We start from the raw sequence: 4,112 nt of genomic DNA, 5'->3' as shown, positions 1-4,112 counted from the left end.
GGCTATTTCGAAGTGCTGGACGGCGCGGCGGCGGGGGAAACTGTCGTGACCCGTGCCAATTTCTTGATTGACGCGGAGAGCAAGCTTAAGTCGGCGTTGGATGGAATGGCGGTGCCCGAGACGGCTCCGCCGGGGGAAAGTGCGGCGGGGCATTCTCGTGGGCATGGGGAGCATCAGTGAAAACCTCTTCAGAATCGTTCATTACATTAAGGGCTAAAACTGTTCGTAGTCCCGCCTTTAGGCGGTTCCTAGCAGCCGATAGCCGCTTAAAGGCGGGACTACGAGCGCTTAACTTAACGGCGTTCCCACGCGGCGCGTCGGAACCAGCGGGGTAAGCCATGCTCGCCCGCATCATCGCCTGGTCCCTCCGCAACGTTTTCCTGGTGCTGCTGGCGACTCTGGCCATCGCTGGCGGCGGCGTCTACGCCCTGCTGAAAACCCCGCTGGACGCCCTGCCGGACCTGTCCGACGCCCAGGTCATCGTCTACACCGAGTTCCCCGGCCAATCGCCGCAGGTGGTCGAGGACCAAGTGACCTATCCCCTCACCACTGCCATGCTCGGCGTGCCGCGCTCCAAGGCGGTGCGGGGCTTTTCGTTCTTCGGCGCGTCCTTCGTCTACATCATTTTCGAGGACGGCACCGACATCTACTGGGCGCGTTCCCGCGTGCTGGAATACCTCAATTTCGCGGCCGGCCGCCTGCCGCGCGGGGTCACGCCACAACTAGGACCGGACGCCACCGGAGTGGGCTGGGTATACCAGTATGTCCTGCTCGGCGAGCAGTATTCCCTGGCGGAACTCCGCACCCTTCAGGACTGGTTCGTCCGCTATCAACTGACCAAGGCCCAGGGCGTCGCGGAAGTGGCGAGCCTCGGCGGCTTCGTCCAGCAGTATCAGGTGACGGTGGACCCCCACAAGCTGCAAGCCTACGGCATCCCGCTCAAAGCCCTGGCCGACGCGCTCAGGAACGGCAACCGCGACGTGGGCGGGCGGGTCATCGAACTGGCCGAGACCGAGTACATGGTGCGGGGCCGGGGTTATCTGCGCGGCAGGGACGATGTGGAACGGCTGGTGCTCAAGGCCGAGAGCGGCATTCCGGTGCTGGTGCGGGACGTGGCGCGGGTGGAGTTGGTACCGGACGAGCGGCGCGGCATTGCGGAACTGGATGGCGAGGGCGAGGCGGTGTCCGGCATCGCCCTGGCTCGTTACGGCCAGAACGCGCTGGATGTCATCCGCAACGTCAAAGCCCGGCTGGGCGAACTCACCGCCGGATTGCCGGAAGGCGTCAGCGTAAAAGCCGTGTATGACCGCTCCGAGTTGATCCTTCGGGCCATCGCCAATCTGCGCCACACCTTGCTGGAGGAGAGCGCCGTGGTGGCGGCGGTGTGCGCCCTGTTCCTGCTGCATCTGCGCAGCGCCCTGGTGGCGATCCTCATGCTGCCGGTGGGCGTGCTGATTGCCTTCGGGCTGATGTACGGGCTGGGGATGAACTCCAACATCATGAGCCTGGGCGGCATCGCCATCGCCATCGGGGCCATGGTGGACGCGGCCATCGTGATGATTGAGAACGCCCATAAGCATTTGGAGCGAAGCTCTTCCCCTCTCCCTCGGGGAGAGGGGGAAGAAGGCGCCGACGGCTCACCAGGCGCATCGGCTTCCCGCTTCGATATCCTCCTCAACGCCTGCCGCGAAGTCGGCCCCGCGCTGTTCTTCAGCCTGCTCATCATCACCGTGTCGTTCCTGCCGGTGTTCGCCCTGGAGGCCCAGGAGGGCCGGTTGTTCCATCCGCTGGCCTTCACCAAGACCTTCGCCATGGCCGGGGCCGCCGTGCTGTCGGTGACGCTGGTGCCGGTGTTGATGCTGCTGTTCGTGCGCGGGCGCATCCTGCCGGAGGGGCGCAATCCCGTGAACCGGCTGCTGATCCGACTGTACCGCCCGGTCATCGGCGCGGCCTTGCGCTGGAAGAAGCTGACCTTGCTGCTGGCCCTGCTGGCGCTGGTGGGCGCTTGGTATCCGGCCTCACAACTGGGCGGGGAATTCATGCCCACTCTCAACGAAGGCACTTTGTTATTCATGCCGCAGACTTTGCCGGGGCTGTCCACCACCAAGGCGGCGGAATTGCTGCAAACCCAGGACCGCATCATCAAATCATTCCCCGAGGTCGAGTCGGTGTTCGGAAAGGCGGGCCGGGCGCTGACCGCGACGGATCCGGCGCCCCTGGAAATGTCGGAAACCCTCGTCAACCTGAAACCGGAAACCGAATGGCGGGCGGGGATGACCGTGGACAAACTGGTGGCGGAGATGGACACGGCCCTGCAAATCCCCGGCGTCAGCAACGCCTGGACCATGCCCATCAAGAACCGCATCGACATGCTGGCGACCGGCATCCGCACGCCCATCGGTATCAAGCTGTTCGGCAAGGATTTGGCGGAAATGGAGCGGCTGGCGCGGGAGATCGAGCAGGCGGTGAAGCATGTGCCGGGCACCACCAGCGCCTACGCCGAGCGCATCACCGGCGGCTATTACCTGAACATCGACCCGGATTACGAAGCCTTGTCCCGCTACGGCCTGCCGGTGGGCGACATCCAGGACTTGATCTCAACCGCCATTGGCGGCGAAACCATCACCACCATGGTGGAGGGGCGCGAGCGCTTCGGCATCATCCTCCGCTACCCGAGGGAGCTGCGGGACAGCCCGGAAGCTTTAGGCTCCCATGTGCTGGTGCCGATTCCGAGCGGAGCCGTGGTGCCGCTGGGGCAATTGGCGAATATCAGCCTCAGCCAGGGGCCGCCCGGCATCCGCACCGAGAACGCCATGCTGTCCGCCTATATCTATGTGGACATGCGCGGGCGGGACATCCAGGGTTATGTGGACGACGCCCGGAAGGCGGTGGCCGACGTGGTGGCGTTCCCGCCCGGCTATTACATCGCCTGGAGCGGCCAGTTCGAGTACATGGAGCGGGCCAAGCAGCGGTTGCAACTGGTGGTGCCCTTGACTCTCGCCATCATCTTCGTGCTGCTTTACCTCAACTTCGGGCGGCTGACTGAGACTTTCATCGTCATGTTGTCGGTGCCGTTCGCCTTGGTGGGCGGGGTCTGGCTGCTGTGGCTGCTGGATTACAACGTCAGCGTGGCGGTGGGCGTGGGTTTCATCGCCCTGGCCGGGGTGGCCGCCGAGACGGGCGTGGTGATGCTGATTTACCTGGACCACGCCTATCAGGCGCGGTGGGAGCTATGCCGGGCGGAAGGCCGGGCCTTCACGCGGGATGACCTGCACGCCGCCCTGATGGCCGGCGCGGCGGAGCGGCTGCGGCCCAAGATGATGACCGTCGCCGCCATCATGGCGGGGCTTTTGCCCATCCTGTGGAGTACCGGCACCGGCTCGGAAGTCATGCGCCGCATCGCCGCGCCGATGGTGGGCGGGATGGTGTCCTCGACGCTGCTGACCCTGGTGGTGATTCCGGCGATTTATGCGTTGGTGAAGGGAGTTGCCATCGAGCGAAACCGTCCCTGAAAGCTTGTCTAAAAAGCGAAGCGGCGGGAAGCCGCGAATCGCCACGGACACATGAGGTAAGCCATGAACACCCCCAGGAATACAGCGGCCAGCGCTTTTATCGCCCTCGGATTATTAGCCGGTTGCACCCAGCCGGGCTTCCGCACGACGAACATGAACACCGCCATGAACGAGTCCATAACGAGTTCCGACCACAAGGGGCTGGCCGATGCCTATGAACAGGCGGCGAAGGCGGCGGATAATAAGGCGGCAGAGGAGCGACGGCTGCGGGATCATTACCAGGAGCATCGGTATCTCTACGGAAAACAGTCCCCCATATTGCAAGAGCAGTATGACGGCTTGATCTACCACTACCAGCAACTCGCCAAGATGGATCGGCAAATGGCGAAGCTACACCGCGAGATCGCCGAGGGCGCTCGTTGACCCGCTTACCGTCCCGGGTACCCAGGGCAACCGCGTTATCTCCCCCCTTGACAAGGAATGAGGTACTGTGTGGGCTTTTTATGTTGCCCGATCCCCGCCCCTACTCCGCCGATTTGGAAGGCCCGCGCCGGGAAACCAGGAACAAGCTCCACAAATTGAGCGACATCCTTATGATCG

General features: G+C 63.9%; 2 protein-coding genes and 1 pseudogene. All 3 read left to right on the top strand.

Annotation, left to right across the window (positions count from 1 at the left end; all coding sequences use genetic code 11):
• A pseudogene (locus ACXWUF_RS19640) lies at nt 1-180 on the top strand (efflux RND transporter periplasmic adaptor subunit); the annotation flags it as partial.
• Nucleotides 181-338: 158 nt separating this feature from the next.
• The gene (locus ACXWUF_RS19635; RefSeq protein WP_458496275.1) at nt 339-3,512 is read left to right on the top strand and encodes an efflux RND transporter permease subunit; all 3,174 of its coding nucleotides are present in this window, start codon (nt 339-341) and stop codon (nt 3,510-3,512) included.
• 63 nt (nt 3,513-3,575) lie between these two features.
• Nucleotides 3,576-3,935: a hypothetical protein gene (locus ACXWUF_RS19630; RefSeq protein WP_458496274.1), complete on the top strand. Its 360-nt coding sequence runs from the start codon at nt 3,576-3,578 to the stop codon at nt 3,933-3,935.
• Nucleotides 3,936-4,112 lie beyond the last annotated feature (177 nt).

This window comes from Methylomagnum sp. (assembly GCF_054333355.1).
This window is presented reverse-complemented; position numbering and strand designations above follow the sequence as displayed.